The following is a 14,760-nucleotide window of genomic DNA, read 5'->3' as shown; positions in this document are numbered from 1 at the left end:
GGCCTCCCTGGGCTTGCGTAGGTGACTGATTTTCCTACTCCCACTCGATGGTTGCGGGCGGCTTGCCACTGATGTCATAGACTACGCGAGAAACACCGCGCAACTCATTGATAATTCTATTTGAAACCTTGCCAAGGAAGTCGTACGGCAGGTGCGCCCAGTGCGCCGTCATGAAGTCGATGGTTTCCACCGCGCGCAGCGCGATCACCCACTCGTACGCGCGCGCATCGCCCACCACGCCCACCGATTTCACCGGCAGGAATACGGCGAACGCCTGGCTGGTGGTGTCGTACAGGTCGGCCTTGCGCAGCTCGTCGATGAAGATCGCATCGGCCTGGGCCAGCAGCTCGGCGTATTCGCGTTTCACTTCGCCCAGGATGCGCACGCCCAGGCCCGGGCCGGGGAACGGGTGGCGATAGACCATCGCGCGCGGCAGGCCAAGCGCCACGCCGATGCGGCGCACCTCGTCCTTGAACAGTTCGCGCAGCGGCTCGACCAGCTTCAGCTGCATGTGCGCGGGCAGTCCGCCCACGTTGTGGTGGCTCTTGATGACGTGGGCCTTGCCGGTCTTGCTGCCGGCCGACTCGATCACGTCGGGGTAGATCGTGCCCTGCGCCAGCCATTTCACCTTGCTGCCGTCGGCGGTGATCTTTGCCGACTCCTCGTCGAAGATCTCGATGAACAGCCCGCCGATGATCTTGCGCTTGGCCTCGGGGTCGGCCACGCCTTCGAGCGCCTTGAAATAGCGGTCGGCGGCGTCGACACGGATCACCTTGACGCCCATGTGCTCGGCCATGGTCGCCATCACCTGGTCGCCCTCTTTCCAGCGCAACAGGCCGGTGTCGACGAACACGCAGGTCAGCCGGTCACCGATGGCCTTGTGCAGCAGCGCGGCCACCACGGAGGAATCGACGCCGCCGGACAGGCCCAGCAACACATGGTCATCACCCACCTGCTCGCGCACGCGGGCAATCTGGTCGTCGATGATGTTGGCCGCCGTCCACAGCGTGGCGCAACCGCAGATCTCGCTGACGAAGCGCTTCAGCAGCGGCTCGCCCTGCTTGGTGTGGGTGACTTCCGGGTGGAACTGCACGCCGTACCACCGCTTGTCGTCGTTCTCCATCACCGCCACGGGGATGCGCGCGGTGCGGCCAGTGACCGTGAAACCGGGCGGCGCGGTGGCGACATGGTCGCCGTGACTCATCCACACGTCGAGCTTGTGGTCGCCCGGATGATCGTTGAGGCCGTCGAACAGGCGGCTGGGGGCAATGATGTCCACGCTGGCGTGGCCAAACTCGCGCGCCTCGGCCGCTTCGGTGGCGCCACCCAACTGCGCCGCCATCGTCTGCATGCCGTAGCAGATGCCCAGGATCGGCACACCGGCATCGAACACTTGCCGCGGTGCCTTGGGCGCATCGGCCAGCGTGGTGGATTCGGGCCCGCCCGACAGGATGATGCCCTTGGCGCCGAACGCGGCAATCTGTGTCGGATCGTGATCCCACGCCCAGATCTCGCAATACACCCCGATCTCGCGGATGCGCCGCGCGATCAGCTGCGTGTACTGCGCGCCAAAATCGAGGATGAGTATTTTGTGGGAGTGGATGTTGGTCATGAGCGGCGGACTGGTATCGGGAAAGGATGGGCGAACGAGTGCGACGGGTAACCGAAGCGGCATGTCGGTCGCCCCGGCGAAAGCCGAAAGCTGCGTGGAGCGACGATTCCCCACATCCGTCATCCCGGCGAAAGCCGGGATCCAGTGACTTGTGCCGCGAAGCTTGGGAAGGCGCTGGATGACCAGCCTTCGGCTGTTGTAGAGCTCCTCCGGCTTTCGCCGGGATGACGACGGTGTGGTACGGCGTGTAGTGGGAAGGGCGAGCATGGTAATGAGCACCCTTCCCTCCCGGATCACGAATTCAACCGGTAATTCGGCGCTTCCTTGGTGATCTGGATGTCGTGCGGATGCGCCTCGGTGACGCCGGCGGAAGTAACCTTCACGAACTGGGCCTTGCTGCGCACGTCCTCGATCGTGGCCGCGCCCAGGTAACCCATCGAGGCACGCAGGCCGCCGATCAGCTGATGGATGATGTTGCGCAGCGGGCCGCGGTACGGCACGCGGCCTTCGATACCTTCGGGCACCAGCTTGTCCGCGTCGGCCTCTTCCTGGAAATAACGGTCCTTCGAACCCAGCGCCATCGCACCGATCGAGCCCATGCCGCGATAACTCTTGTACGAGCGGCCCTGGAACAGCTCGACCTCACCGGGGGATTCCTCGGTACCGGCGAACATCGAGCCGAGCATCACGCTCGACGCGCCCGCGGCGAGCGCCTTGGGAATATCGCCGGAATAGCGGATGCCGCCATCGGCGATCAACGGGATCTCGTCCTTCAGCGCCGTGGCCACCATGTCGATGGCGGTGATCTGCGGCACGCCCACGCCGGCCACCACGCGCGTGGTGCAGATCGAACCGGGGCCCACGCCCACCTTCACCGCGTCCACGCCCACGTCCAGCAGCGCGCGCGCCGCCTCGCCGGTGACGATGTTGCCCGCGATCACCTGCACCTGCGGATAGTGTTTCTTTACCCAGCCCACGCGGTCGATCACGCCCTGCGAATGGCCATGCGCGGTATCCACCACCAGCACGTCCACACCGGCATCCACCAGCGCGGCCACGCGCTGCTCGGTATCGCCAGAGACGCCCACCGCAGCGCCGACCAGCAAGGCCTCGTGGTGATCCTTCGCCGCATTGGGGTTGTCGCGCGCCTTCTGGATATCCTTCACCGTGATCAAGCCGCGCAACTGGAACGCGTCGTTCACCACCAGCACCTTCTCGATGCGGTGCTTGTGCAGCAGCAACAGCACTTCATCCTGGCTGGCGCCTTCGCGCACGGTCACCAGTTTGTCCTCGCGGGTCATGATGTTGCGCACCGGGTCATCGTGCTTGCGCTCGAAGCGCAGGTCGCGGCTGGTGACGATGCCCACCAGCTTGCTGCCCTCGACCACCGGCACGCCGGAGATGTTGTGCGCATGGGTGAGGCGCAGCACTTCGCGGATCGAGGTTTCAGGGCCCACGGTGATCGGGCTGCGGATCACGCCAGCCTCGAACTTCTTCACCAATCGCACTTCGGCCGCCTGCTGCTCGGCCGTCATGTTCTTGTGGATGATGCCGATGCCGCCGTTCTGCGCCATGGTGATGGCCAGGCGCGCTTCGGTCACCGTATCCATCGCGGCGGACACGATGGGGATGTTCAGACGCAGGTTGCGGGTAAACCGGGTGGAGGTGTCGACGTCGCGCGGCAACACGATGGAGTGGCCGGGAACCAGAAAAACGTCGTCGTAGGTCAGGGCCTCGGCGAGGATGCGCATGCGAAAAGTCCCGCTGCAAAGAGGGAATTATACGCGGCGTACCGTGTTGCTCGCCAGATGGCTCGCTGGCCATCGCGCTTTTTTCAGGCAGATCGGGTGGAAATCGCGTTCGCTTCCGCCGCTTCCAGCGTGTTTTCCAGCAGCGTGGCCACCGTCATCGGGCCCACGCCGCCGGGCACCGGCGTGATCCAGCTGGCACGCTGCGCAGCCGCCTTGAAATCCACATCGCCCACCAGTCGGCCGTCGTCGAGCCGATTGATGCCCACGTCGATCACCACCGCGCCGGGCTTGATCCAGTCGCCCTTCACCAGGCCCGGCTTGCCCACCGCTACCACCAGGATGTCGGCCTGGCGCACGAAGCTCTCCAGGTCACGCGTGAAACGATGGCAACAGGTCGTGGTGCAGCCGGCGATCATCAACTCCAGCACCAACGGACGCCCCACGTGGTTGGACACGCCGACCACCACCGCGTGCTGGCCGCGCACCGGACGATCGGTGTGTCCCAGCAAGGTCATCACGCCCTTGGGTGTGCACGGGCGCAAGCCGAAACGCCGCAATGCCAGTCGCCCCACGTTGATGGCCTGGAAGCCATCGACGTCCTTGGCCGGATCGATCCGGTCGACCATCGCGTCTTCGTCGATGTGCGGCGGCAACGGCGACTGCACCAGGATGCCGTGCACTTCCGGATCGGCATTGAGCTGGTCGATCAGCGCAAACAACGCCTCCTGCGAGGTCTCGGCGGGCAAGTCGTGCGCGAACGAGCGAAACCCGGCTTGCTCGCAGGCTTCGCGCTTCTTGCGCACGTAGACCATGGAACCCGCATCCGTACCCACCAGGATCACCGCCAGGCCGGGCGGCGGCAAGCCCAGCGCCTTGCGTGCCGCCACGCGTCGGCCGATGCGCCCCAGCAATTCCTGCGCAATGCGTTTGCCGTCGAGAATGCGTGCGCTCATGATCCTGCCCGTATGCAAAGGCATGCATTATCGACGCTAGCCGGGACGCACACAAACAAAAGGCTCAGGGAAATCCGCCGAACAAGCCGTGCCGCCCATCGGACCTTGCGGCAGGGTTTGCGCCTTCGCGAGCGACGCCGCGGCTGCGACGGAGTTTGCGCAAGCTCAGCGCGTGCGCTTGATCAGCTCGCTGACCCGGCGCCTTGCCTTCTTTTCCTGTTCCCGGGTCAGCACTTTCTTGCGGCCGGCATACGGGTTCTCGCTTTCGCGGAAGGCAATGCGAATCGGCGTGCCTTCCAGCTTGTAGCGTTTGCGGAAGAAGTTTTCCAGGTAGCGCTGATAGGCCGGTGCGATGTGCTTGGTGCGCGTACCGTGGATGACGATGGTGGGTGGATTGCTCCCGCCCGGGTGGGCGAAGCGCAGCTTGGGCGAATGCCCGTGCACCAGCGGCGGCTGATAGCTCTCGTACGCCTTTTCGAGGGTCTTGGTGAGGTCGGACGACACCAGCACCTTGGTCGCCGAGGCGTGGGCCCGCACCACGGCGCGCATCAATTCGCGCAGGCCCGAACCATGCAGCGCGGAAATCTGCACCTGCTTGGCCCAGTCGACGAAGACCAGCCGGCGATCCAGCGCGCGGCGGCATTCGTCGCGCTGGTACGGGTCCATGTCGTCCCACTTGTTGATCGCGATCACCAGCGCCCTGCCCTCGTCCACCGCGTGGCCGATCAGCGTGAGATCCTGGTCGGCGAGGTTCTCGCGGGCATCGATCATCACCACCACGACCTGGGCGGCGGCGATCGACTGCAGTGTCTTGATGACGCTGAATTTCTCCACCGCTTCCTCGACCCGCGCCTTGCGCCGGACGCCGGCGGTATCGATCAGTGTGTAGCGCTTGCCGTCGCGCTCTAGCGGCACGCGGATGGGGTCGCGGGTGGTGCCGGCCACGTCGGAGACGATCAGCCGGTCTTCGCCCAAGAGACGGTTGATCAGGGTGGATTTGCCCGCGTTCGGGCGGCCGACGACCGCCACCCGGATGCTGCCATCCTCCTCGCTCTCCTCGGCGGAGCCTTCGCTGTCGGCGGGAAGCAGCGGTAACAGCGCACTGATCAGTTCGCCCGTGCCACGGCTGTGCGCGGCGGACAACGGCAGGATGGCGCCAAGGCCGAATGCCGAGAACTCCGCCAGCACGGCCTGGTCATCGAGCCCGTCGGTCTTGTTGACCGCAGCCACGATCGGCTTGCCGCTGCGGCGCAGCTCGTTGAGGATGGTGTAGTCCTGCGGCAGCAGGCCGTCGCGGGCATCGACCACGAACACCAGTACGTCGGCTTCCTGGATCGCCAGGCGCACCTGCTTGGCGGTAAGCACGTCCATGGCTTCGTCGATGCCGGACAAGCCGCCGGTATCGACCACCACGAAGGGGCGCGCGCCACTGCGGCAAATGCCGTAATGGCGATCCCGGGTAACGCCCGGCATGTCCGCCACCAGCGCGTCGCGGCTGCGCGTCAGTACGTTGAAAAGGGTCGATTTACCGACATTGGGACGACCAACTAGCGCGACGACGGGCAGCATGATGGGCAGCGGGTTCCCGCGATCAACGGGTGGACAGACGGTAGGCGCCGATGCGGCCCTCCACGTCTTCCACATACACGACGTCCCCTACCACCAACGGCTGGGCGCGGATGGCTTTCTTGGAGAGCCGCTTGGTGGCCGCGAGCGCACCGTCACCGGTTTGCAGCCAATGCACGTAGCCGTCCAGGTCACCCACCACCACGTAATTGCCCTGCACCGCCGGCCCGGTGAGCCAGCGGTACTTCAGCGCGTCGTTCTTCCAGAGGTCGGAGCCGCCGTTCTTGTCGAACGCCCACACCTGCGATTCGTCGTTCACGGCGAAAATGGCATTGCCATTGACCGCAAGCCCATCCATCGTGGAGAACTGATGGGCCCACAACGGCCGGCCGCTGGGGCCGTCGATGGCCACCAGGTTGCCGTGGTAGGCGCCGCCATACAGCGTGGTGCCGTCCAGCAGGATGGCATTGTCGGCATCGTTGAGGCGCTCGATGTCGGTGCGACCCTCGCCGGTGGAGAGCTTCTGCTCCCACAGCTTTTCGCCGTTGTCCTGGCGCAGTGCCACCAGCTTGCCGTCGTCGCTGCCGAAAAACACCACGCCGTTGGCGGCCAGCAAGGCACCGTTGCCACGCAGGCTGAGCAGCGGCACGCTGCCCTGGTCGTACACCCAGCGACGTTCGCCGGTGCCGGCATCCAGGCCATAGACACGGCCATCCTGGGTGCGCACCAGCACCAGCCCGCCGTTGATCAACGGCGAGGCCAGCACTTCGGAGTTGAGCGTCGCCTCCCAGCGCGGGCTGCCGTCCTTGGCATTGATGCCATAGACGTGGCCGTCCAGCGTGCCGACGGCGAGCAGATCGCCGCTGACCGCCGGACCGCCCGCATAAAACGCGTCCGGACGCTTCTTGTCGCCCCAACCGAACCAGCCATGGGTCTTCGAACTTTTCGACCAGATCTTCTTGCCGCTGGCGGCATCCATCGCCACCAGCTTGCCGTCGGTGCTGTCGGCGTAGAGCACGCCATCGACCACGGTGGGGCGCAGCCGCACGCCGCTGTCGCCGGCACCTTCGCCGACGCTGTTGCTCCACAGCTTTTCCACCTGCACCGTTGGCTTGAAATCATCGGGCAGCGGCGTCGGCGGCTGGATGTTTTCCTTCTTGAAGGAATGGCAACCGGCGATGGCAAACGCAGCCGCGATGGCGAACAGGCCCAGCGATTTTCGTTTCATGGATCCGGATTTCATGCGCCCTGCTTTCCGGCCGCGGCCAGGTCATCGAGTTTCATCTGTAAGGCGGCGCGCTGCGGGGCCCCCTCGCTCAACACCGACAGCGCGGCTTGATACGCCTTTCGCGCCTCGTCGGTACGCCCAAGCTTGACCAGTGCGTCGCCGCGGAGTTCCTGGCTCAGGCCCTGGTAGCTTCCGGCGGGAATGCGATCGAGCGTGGCCAGCGTGGCCGCACCATTGCCGCGTGCCAGCTCGACCCGGGCGATCCGCAGCTCGGTCAGCGACTTGAGCGCCTCGTCGCTCGCATGGCTGGCAGCCCATTGCAGCGAGGCTTCGGCCTTGTCCAGCTGATTGGCCTCCATCTGCTGCCGCGCGCGATCGCTCACCGCGAACACGGTGAACGAGGATTTCTCGAAATCCTTCATCATCTTGTCGACCAGCTGGTCCGCGGCGCCGGTCTTGCCGGAAGCCAGCGCGGTCTGCAGCTGCTGGTAGATTTCCGCCGCTTCGCCCTGGTTGCGCGCCTGATGGCTGCGCCACTGCTGCCAGCCGAAGATACCGACCAGTCCGATCACGATACCCACGACGATGGACAGGCCGTTGTCACGCAGCCACTTCTGTACCAGCTCGCTCTGCTCGTAGTCGTCGTATGCGTCAAATGCCATGCAAGAATCCTTCGGAAGTCCGCGCCCCGCCGGCGCATTCGGACGCCGGCGCGGGGCATAAAAGCAAAAAGCCCACCGATACCGCTCGGTACCAGGCGGGCAATGGGCAAGCATAACCGAAATGTGGCACCCGGACGGAGCCGGGCGCGTGGATCACAGGGCGGTCGGAGTGGCCTTGCCGTCGCGGATTTCAACGTTGAAGTGCGCGACATTGGCATGCCGGAAATCATCGAGGCCAACCGGGTGTCCGTCGATGGTGGCGCTGGCGCCGGAAACGTTCCCGATGCGCACGTCGAGCGGCTTGTCGCTCTGATAGACCTTGTGGCTGCCTGCAGGCAGCAAGCCGTATTCCAGCCGCACGCCTGCCGTGTCGGTGACTTCGACCCAGCTGGCGGCGGTGAGGTCGAGCACAAGGCGGTGGCCGCCCGTGCCCGTCTCCATCGCCGCGGGCGCGCTGACGGCGGACGGCCCCCTCGACGCGGCGCTGCTGTCGAGGTTGGGGAACGCAGCCATCGACGCAAGCAGGGGTTGCTCCTGCACCGGGGGCGGCAATGCCACATGGCTTGGCACGCGGGCAGTGTCGTTCACGGTGGAATCGGGGGCATCGACCTGCGCGACCGGGGTCGCATCCAGTGGAGCAAGATGGCTGAGATCGCGATTGAGCGTGCCGCGCACGCCCATCCAGACCATCGGCACCACGATGACGGCGGTCAGCACCACGTAGGTGGCGGCGGTAGCGTAGCGATCCAGCAGGAAGCGCGAATGCGAAATGCCGCCGGTGGCGACCAGGGTGGGCTCGGTCTGCTTGATGCGATCGAGCTCGGCCTGGATTCGTGCCGGGTCCACACCAAGATGATGGCCGTATTTGCCGATGTAGCTGGCCAGATAGACCTTGGAGTCGATGTCCTGGTAATCGTCGCACTCCAGCCGCCGCAGCATCCGCACCGGCAATTTGAGCGCGTGCGCGCAGGCTTCGATTTCGAGCCCGCGTGCTTCACGCGCCGCACACAGCAGCGTGCCGAAACTGGCGTCCGGGGTGTGTGCTGGAAATGCCGGCTCCGCGTCTCGGGGAGCATCAAATACGATCGACTCACTGGCGTCCCGGCCAGGGAAATGGGATTGCATGGTCATTGGCTGACGTTGTTGTCCAGAGCACGCGCCTGTTCCGAGTCCGGGAAACGGCTTTGCAGGCGCTGATTGTAAGTGCGAGCGCCTTCCAGGTCGCCCAGACGAGATTCGATATCGTGACCGAGTTTCAAGGTCGCGGCGTCAACCGCGCCCAGCCCCTCCCGGCGTTGCAGAAACGCGCGGGCGTGAAAGGCATCATTGCGCAAAAAAAGCAAGTTTGCCAGTTGGTATAGTGCTTCGGCGTTCCTGGGATTGCGCACGAGTGCGTCACGAAAGCTCTGTTCCGCGCCCTTCGAATCGCTCATCTGCATCTGGCACACCCCGGCATTGGTCAGCGCCACGTCGGGGGTCTGGTAGAAGGGATCCTCCACCGCCTTGTGGAAGTATGCGATGGCCTCGCTGCCCCTCCCGGTATGGCAGAGGAATGCCCCGAGGTTGTTGTTGGGCGCGCCCTTGGCCGGGTCCAGCGCCACCGCCTTGCGGTAGTGCTGCTCGGCCTCGGGGAGCTTGTTGATGCGCTCGTACAGCACCGCGATGACGGTATGCGCCGGCGCGTAGTTGGGGTCGAACTGCAAGGCCTTGGTCAGTTTGCCGAGTGCCTCCTGCAGGTCGCCGTTGGCCATGTAGCGCTGGCCCAGTTCGGTATGCACCCGAGCCGCGTCGATGGCCTGCTGGGCCTTGGAGGTCTTGGGCATGTGCGCGCCCAGCGCGCTGCTGTCGGTATGCGTGGTGACGCATCCGGACAAGGCCAGCAGCAACCCGGCTGCAAGAATCCGCTCAGCTCGCATGCAATGCCCCCTCATCCTGGCGCTTGCGAATGTCGGCGCTGCGCCGGGTACGGTCGGTCACCTGCCCCGCCAGCTGGCCGCACGCAGCGTCGATATCGTCGCCGCGGGTGCGGCGCAGCATGGTAAGTACGCCGGCGTTGAGCAGCCGCGTCTGGAAATCGTGGATGTCGCTGGCATCCGAGCGCTGGTACTGGGTGCCCGGGAACGGGTTGAAGGGGATGAGATTGACCTTGCACGTGGGCAGCTTGCGCATCAGCTTGATCAACTGGCGGGCGTGCTCGGGCTGGTCGTTGATGCCCTTCATCAAGGTGTATTCGAACGTGATCGAAGTGCGCGGCTTGCGCGCGATCCAGCGCTGGCACGCCGCCAGCAGGTCGGCGATCGGGTAGCGCTTGTTGATCGGCATGAGCTCGGTGCGCAGGTCATCATTGGCCGCATGCAGCGAAACGGCCAGCGACACGTCGATGGCATCGGACAACTGGTCGATCAGCGGCACCATGCCCGCCGTCGAAAGCGTCACGCGCTTGGATGCCAGGCCGAAGCCCAGGTCGTCGCGCATCAGGTGCATCGCCCTGACCACGTTGTCGAAATTGGCCAGCGGTTCGCCCATGCCCATCATCACCACGTTGGTGATGCGACGGTTCTGGTGGGTGACATTGCCCAGCTGTTTCGCCGCCACCCAGACCTGGCCGATGATCTCGGCGGTGGAGAGGTTGCGGTTGAAGCCCTGCGCGCCGGTGGAGCAGAAACCGCAATTGAGCGCGCAACCGATCTGCGAGGACACGCACAACGTGCCCCGCGTCGGCTCGGGGATGTAGACCGTCTCGATCGCGTTGCCGGTGTCCATGCCCAGCAGCCACTTGTGCGTGCCGTCGGTGGCCACCTTGTTCAACAGCGTCTTCGGCGCGCCGATGGTGCAGACCTCGGTGAGCTTGGCGCGCAGCGCCTTGCCCACGTCGGTCATGTTCTCGAAGTTGTCTTCCAGGTCGTGGTAGATCCATTTCATCACCTGCTCGGCGCGGTACGGCTTCTCGCCGATCTGCGTGAAGAAATCACGCAGCCCCCGACGATCGAAGTCGAGCAGATTGACCTTCTTCGAGCTGGCAGCAACTTGGTCCAAGGAAAACTCTTGTGACGAGGGCGGACGGATGGCCGCTTTCGGGTTCTTCGCGTTCGGGAATGAACGCACTTGTCTTTACGGCGCGGCCACGGATGACCGCTCTTCTTCGTACCGCCGGGCGAACGCGCCGGTTACCGGGACAGGACTTCCGTCGCGGCGAAGAAGTACGCAACCTCCACCTTGGCGGTTTCCACCGCATCGGAGCCGTGCACCGCATTGGCGTCGATGGAATCGGCGAAATCCGCGCGGATCGTGCCCGGCGCCGCTTCCTTCGGGTTGGTGGCACCCATCAGGTCGCGATGGGCCAGCACGGCGTTCTCGCCTTCCAGCACGGTAATCACCACCGGGCCGGAAATCATGAAGTCGACCAGGGCCTTGAAGAACGGGCGCTCGCGATGGACGGCGTAGAAGCCCTCGGCTTCCTGGCGCGACAGCTGCTTCATCTTGGCAGCGACGATCTTGAGGCCGGCCTTTTCGAAACGGGCGTAGATCTGGCCGATGACGTTCTTGGCGACGGCGTCGGGTTTGATGATGGAAAGGGTGCGCTCCAGCGCCATACGAGTCTGCTCCGGTAACGGATAAAAAAACGATAAAGAGGGTCGGCCGGAACGGCCGACGGTGACGTAAACCCGACAAGGATTGTGGGTTTAGCCCCGGAAAGTCTGACAGATTCTAGCTCATACGCAAGTCATGTGCGGCTTGCAAGTGACTGCTCGGTTTGACGTTCGTGAAGCGGGCCGCGTATGCTCAAACGATCGTTTGAACGCCTGATCATCACCGACGGATGGAAGCCCCGTGAATCGCTCAAGCTCGACCAAGGAACGCATACTCGGCGCCGCCGAAGTCCTGTTTGCCCAGCGCGGTTTCGACGGCGCGTCGCTGCGTCAGCTGACGACGGCCGCTGGCGTCAACCTGGCCGCCGTAAATTACCACTTCGGCTCGAAGGAAAAGCTCGTCGAGCAGGTGTTCCGGCGCCGCCTGGACGCGCTCAATGCCCAGCGTCTGGCCGCCCTGGCGAAGGTCAGGGAAGCCGGCAACGGCCGTCTGGAAGATGCGTTGGACGCATTCATCCGCCCCGCGCTCGAGCTGTCCCACGAGGACAGCGGCTCGCTGTTCATGCGCGTGCTGGCGCGCGCGTTTGCCGAGCACGACGATTCGCTGCGCCAGTTCCTGTCCGAAAACTACGGGCACGTGATGCGCCAGTTCACCGCCGAATTCGCCCGCCTGCTGCCGCATCTGACCAAGGAGGAGCTGTACTGGCGCATCGACCTCGTTACCGGCGCGCTGACCCACGCCATGTCCGGCTTCGGCATGATCCAGCGCAAGCAGGATGTCAGCGAAGGCGCGCATCGCGAACAGACCATCCAGCACCTTATTCGTTTCGCCGTCGCCGGGCTCACGCATCCCTAGATCGGGGTACGTCGGCCAGGACCCTGCTCGGCATTTCATGTCGGTACTTTCGGAGAAGCCAATGACCACATCCCCCCGCCAATCCCCCGCGGCGTCTTCCACGCTGCGCATCCGCAAGGCTGCCGTGCTGGGCGCCGGTGTCATGGGCGCGCAGATCGCCGCGCACCTGACCAACGCCGGCGTCGAAACCGTGCTGTTCGACCTGCCGGCGAAAGAAGGCCCCAAGAGCGGCATCGCGCAGAAGGCGATCGCCAACCTGGCCAAGCTCTCGCCCGCCCCGCTGGCCGACAAGGCGCTGGCCGCCTCGATCATCCCGGCCAACTACGACGACGACCTCAACCACCTGAAAGACGTCGATCTGGTGATCGAGGCCATCGCCGAGCGGATGGACTGGAAGCTCGACCTGTACAAGAAGATCGCCGGGCACCTGTCGAAGACCGCGATCATCGCCTCCAACACCTCCGGCCTGTCGATCAACACCCTGGCCGAGGCACTGCCGGAGGAAATGCGCCACCGCTTCTGCGGCGTGCACTTCTTTAACCCGCCGCGCTACATGCACCTGGTTGAGCTGATCCCGACCCGGCTCACCGACCGGAACGTGCTGGACGGACTCGAAGCCTTCCTGGTCACCACCGTCGGCAAGGGCGTGGTGATCGCCAAGGACACCCCCAACTTCATCGGCAACCGCATCGGCGTGTTCTCGATGCTGGCCACCATGCACCACACCGAGCAGTTCAAGCTCGGCTTCGACACCGTCGACGCGCTGACCGGCCCGGCCGTGGGCCGTCCCAAGAGCGCCACCTACCGCACCGCCGACGTGGTCGGCCTGGACACCATGGCCCACGTCATCAAGACCATGGCCGACACCCTGCCCGACGATCCCTGGCACCGCTATTTCAAGGCGCCGGTGTGGCTGACCGGGCTGATCGAGAAAGGCGCGCTGGGCCAGAAGACCGGCGGCGGCTTCTACAAGAAGGTCGGCAAGGAGATCCAGGTTCTCGACGTGGCCAAGCAGGACTTCCGCCCCTCCGAGCAGAAGCCGTCTGACGAAGTCGCCGCAATCCTCGCCATCAAGGACCCGGCCGAGAAGTTCGGCAAGCTGCGCGCTTCCAGCGACCCGCAGGCGCAGTTCCTGTGGGCCACCTTCCGCGACCTGTTCCACTACAGCGCCTACCACCTGGCCGACATCGCCGACACCGCGCGCGACGTGGATTTCGCGATCCGCTGGGGCTACGGCTGGAAGCTCGGTCCGTTCGAGACCTGGCAGGCCGCCGGCTGGCAGCAGGTGGCCGAGTGGATCAACGAGGACATCAAGGCAGGCAAGGCGATGAGCGAGGCGCCCCTGCCCGCCTGGGTCACCGACGGGCGCAAGGGCGTGCACGGCAAGGGCGGTTCGTACTCAGCCAGCGCCAACGTCGACAAGCCGCGTTCGCGGCACCCGGTGTACCAGCGCCAGCTGTTCCCCGACCCGATCCTGGGCGAGAAGTTCGACACCGGCCGCACCGTGTGGGAGAACGACGGCATCCGCCTGTGGACGCTGGGCGACGATGGCGTCGGCATCATCTCGTTCAAGACCAAGATGAACACGGTCAACGACCACGTGCTCGACGGCATCCAGCACGCGATCAAATTGGCCGAGGAAAAGCTCAAGGCCGTGGTGATCTGGCAGACCGGCGAACCGTTCTCCGCCGGCGCGGACCTGAAGGGCGCGCTGGGCCTGCTGAAGGACGGCAAGTTCGACGCCTTCGAGCACATGGTGGCCAACTTCCAGCGCACGAGCATGGCAATCAAGCACGCGCTGGTGCCGGTGGTTTCCGCCGTGCGCGGCATGGCCTTCGGCGGCGGCTGCGAGTTCCAGATGCATTCGGCGCGCACCGTCGCCGCACTGGAAAGCTACATCGGCCTGGTCGAGGCCGGCGTCGGCCTGCTGCCCGCCGGTGGTGGCCTGCATGAACTGGCCGTGCGCGCGTCCAGGGCCAACCCGGCCGACCCGTTCGAGGAACTGAAGAAGGTGTTCGAGACCGTGGCGATGGCCAAGGTTTCGCCCAGCGCCATCGAGGCGAAGAACATGGGCCTGCTGCGCGACAGCGACGTGGTCGTGTTCAACGCCTACGAACTGCTGTACGTCGCCAAGAAGGTCGCGCTGTCGCTGGCCGAGGCCGGCTACCGCCCGCCGCTGCCCGCCCATGTCACCGTGGCCGGCGACGTCGGCACCGCCACCTTCAAGGCGCAACTGGCCAACCTGCAGGCCGGCTATTTCGCCTCCGAGCACGACGTCGACATCGCCTCGCGCATCGCCGACACCTTGTGCGGCGGCGTGATCGAACGCGGCTCGACGGTGGACGAGGAATGGCTGCTGGCACTGGAGCGCAAGCACTTCGTGGAGCTGGCGAAAACCGAAAAGACCCAAGCCCGTATTGCGCACACGATGACCACCGGCAAGCCGCTCAGGAATTGACCAGACCCCTCCACGCCGTCATCCCAGCAAAAGCTGGGATCCAGCGCCTCGAGACACGACGTCAAGACACTGGATGCCAGCTTT

Annotated in this window: 12 protein-coding genes; 2 read left to right on the top strand and 10 right to left on the bottom strand. The window is 65.0% G+C overall.

Going from position 1 to position 14,760, the window contains the following annotated elements; genetic code table 11:
- Positions 1-34: 34 nt before the first annotated feature.
- The 10 genes from guaA to ndk form a co-directional block, all read right to left on the bottom strand.
- Positions 35-1,612: a glutamine-hydrolyzing GMP synthase gene (gene guaA, locus ABD017_RS04180; protein ID WP_343880431.1), complete on the bottom strand. Its 1,578-nt coding sequence runs from the start codon at positions 1,610-1,612 to the stop codon at positions 35-37.
- A 293-nt stretch (positions 1,613-1,905) separates the two neighbouring features.
- Positions 1,906-3,363, bottom strand: coding sequence for an IMP dehydrogenase (guaB, locus tag ABD017_RS04175; RefSeq protein WP_343880429.1), 1,458 nt, complete (start codon positions 3,361-3,363; stop codon positions 1,906-1,908).
- Between the two features lie 83 nt (positions 3,364-3,446).
- Positions 3,447-4,316, bottom strand: coding sequence for a bifunctional methylenetetrahydrofolate dehydrogenase/methenyltetrahydrofolate cyclohydrolase FolD (folD, locus tag ABD017_RS04170; RefSeq protein WP_343880427.1), 870 nt, complete (start codon positions 4,314-4,316; stop codon positions 3,447-3,449).
- A 165-nt stretch (positions 4,317-4,481) separates the two neighbouring features.
- Positions 4,482-5,885: a ribosome biogenesis GTPase Der gene (gene der, locus ABD017_RS04165; RefSeq protein ID WP_343880425.1), complete on the bottom strand. Its 1,404-nt coding sequence runs from the start codon at positions 5,883-5,885 to the stop codon at positions 4,482-4,484.
- A 22-nt stretch (positions 5,886-5,907) separates the two neighbouring features.
- On the bottom strand, positions 5,908-7,110 hold the full coding sequence (gene bamB, locus ABD017_RS04160) for an outer membrane protein assembly factor BamB (RefSeq protein ID WP_343880423.1): 1,203 nt from the start codon (positions 7,108-7,110) through the stop codon (positions 5,908-5,910).
- Between the two features lie 11 nt (positions 7,111-7,121).
- The gene (locus ABD017_RS04155) at positions 7,122-7,772 is read right to left on the bottom strand and encodes a YfgM family protein (protein ID WP_343880421.1); all 651 of its coding nucleotides are present in this window, start codon (positions 7,770-7,772) and stop codon (positions 7,122-7,124) included.
- A 153-nt stretch (positions 7,773-7,925) separates the two neighbouring features.
- Positions 7,926-8,897 carry a helix-turn-helix domain-containing protein gene (locus tag ABD017_RS04150; protein WP_425543653.1) on the bottom strand — a complete coding sequence of 324 codons (972 nt, stop codon included), beginning with the start codon at positions 8,895-8,897 and terminating at the stop codon, positions 7,926-7,928.
- Positions 8,898-8,899: 2 nt separating this feature from the next.
- A complete protein-coding gene (gene pilW, locus ABD017_RS04145; protein ID WP_343880419.1) occupies positions 8,900-9,688 on the bottom strand; it encodes a type IV pilus biogenesis/stability protein PilW in 789 nt (262 codons plus the stop codon).
- Positions 9,678-10,808 (bottom strand): dual-specificity RNA methyltransferase RlmN, encoded by a 1,131-nt coding sequence (gene rlmN / locus ABD017_RS04140; RefSeq protein ID WP_343880417.1) that lies wholly within the window; start codon positions 10,806-10,808, stop codon positions 9,678-9,680. The genes pilW and rlmN overlap by 11 nt, the downstream gene beginning before the upstream one ends.
- Before the next feature lie 131 nt (positions 10,809-10,939).
- Positions 10,940-11,365, bottom strand: coding sequence for a nucleoside-diphosphate kinase (ndk, locus tag ABD017_RS04135; protein WP_343880415.1), 426 nt, complete (start codon positions 11,363-11,365; stop codon positions 10,940-10,942).
- Between the two features lie 238 nt (positions 11,366-11,603).
- On the opposite strand from ndk, the gene ABD017_RS04130 reads away from it, so the two are divergent.
- Complete coding sequence (locus ABD017_RS04130) at positions 11,604-12,218, top strand: TetR/AcrR family transcriptional regulator (RefSeq protein WP_343880413.1); 615 nt, start codon at positions 11,604-11,606, stop codon at positions 12,216-12,218.
- 61 nt (positions 12,219-12,279) lie between these two features.
- Positions 12,280-14,676 (top strand): 3-hydroxyacyl-CoA dehydrogenase/enoyl-CoA hydratase family protein, encoded by a 2,397-nt coding sequence (locus ABD017_RS04125; protein WP_343880411.1) that lies wholly within the window; start codon positions 12,280-12,282, stop codon positions 14,674-14,676.
- Positions 14,677-14,760: the final 84 nt, after the last annotated feature.

Source organism: Rhodanobacter caeni, assembly GCF_039523575.1.
Lineage (GTDB): Bacteria > Pseudomonadota > Gammaproteobacteria > Xanthomonadales > Rhodanobacteraceae > Rhodanobacter > Rhodanobacter caeni.
The sequence above is the reverse complement of the archived record's forward strand: the minus strand, read 5'-3'. Positions and strand labels throughout refer to the sequence as shown.

Bases quoted from the DNA above. Each gene is read 5' to 3' on its own strand.
- guaA (WP_343880431.1), bottom strand. From the start codon at position 1,612: ATGACCAACATCCACTCCCACAAAATACTCATCCTCGATTTTGGCGCG.
- ABD017_RS04150 (WP_425543653.1), bottom strand. From the start codon at position 8,897: ATGCAATCCCATTTCCCTGGCCGGGACGCCAGTGAGTCGATCGTATTT.
- ABD017_RS04155 (WP_343880421.1), bottom strand. From the start codon at position 7,772: ATGGCATTTGACGCATACGACGACTACGAGCAGAGCGAGCTGGTACAG.
- guaB (WP_343880429.1), bottom strand. From the start codon at position 3,363: ATGCGCATCCTCGCCGAGGCCCTGACCTACGACGACGTTTTTCTGGTT.
- bamB (WP_343880423.1), bottom strand. From the start codon at position 7,110: ATGAAACGAAAATCGCTGGGCCTGTTCGCCATCGCGGCTGCGTTTGCC.
- folD (WP_343880427.1), bottom strand. From the start codon at position 4,316: ATGAGCGCACGCATTCTCGACGGCAAACGCATTGCGCAGGAATTGCTG.
- pilW (WP_343880419.1), bottom strand. From the start codon at position 9,688: ATGCGAGCTGAGCGGATTCTTGCAGCCGGGTTGCTGCTGGCCTTGTCC.
- der (WP_343880425.1), bottom strand. From the start codon at position 5,885: ATGCTGCCCGTCGTCGCGCTAGTTGGTCGTCCCAATGTCGGTAAATCG.
- ABD017_RS04125 (WP_343880411.1), top strand. From the start codon at position 12,280: ATGACCACATCCCCCCGCCAATCCCCCGCGGCGTCTTCCACGCTGCGC.
- ndk (WP_343880415.1), bottom strand. From the start codon at position 11,365: ATGGCGCTGGAGCGCACCCTTTCCATCATCAAACCCGACGCCGTCGCC.